The organism is Streptomyces sp. SID12488, from assembly GCF_010548275.1.
Classification (GTDB): Bacteria; Actinomycetota; Actinomycetes; order Streptomycetales; family Streptomycetaceae; genus Streptomyces.
Genome location: NZ_JAAGLT010000151.1, coordinates 1 through 409 on the forward strand (window position 1 = coordinate 1; position 409 = coordinate 409).

Consider the following 409-nt stretch of genomic DNA (forward strand, 5'->3'; position numbering starts at 1 on the left):
GACGACCAGGCGATGGTCCGCGTCGGCCGACGCGTTCCGGCCGGCGCCGCGCCCGACGATGATGAGGGCCTCGTTCGGGGGCACCCGGCGGATGCGCTTGGTGATGAGGGCGATTACCGCGACGAACGCGACGATGAGGGCGCCGACGGCCAGCACGGTCGAGCCGCTGCCCTGCGTGAAGTCGAACATGGTGGGTCCCGGCCGGGCCGGGCTCCTTCCTCTCGGTCCTGCTCGGGTGGTGCGGCCGCCGCACGCGGCGGCGGGGTGGAGCGGAGGTGGGACGGTCGGCGCGTCAGCTCGCGCGGACGACCTGCACGCGCGAGCCGGAGACGCCGACGACCACGACGCGCGTGCCGGCGGGGATGTCCTCGTGCGACCACGCCAGGCGGGCCTCGAGGTCGCGCACGCC

The 409-nt window shown here is 75.6% G+C and carries 1 protein-coding gene; it reads right to left on the reverse strand.

Going from position 1 to position 409, the window contains the following annotated elements; all coding sequences use genetic code 11:
* Window positions 1-189 (reverse strand): hypothetical protein (locus G3I56_RS42945; protein WP_203691979.1); only part of this gene is annotated, 189 nt, incomplete at its 3' end.
* Between the last annotated feature and the right edge of the window lie 220 nt (window positions 190-409).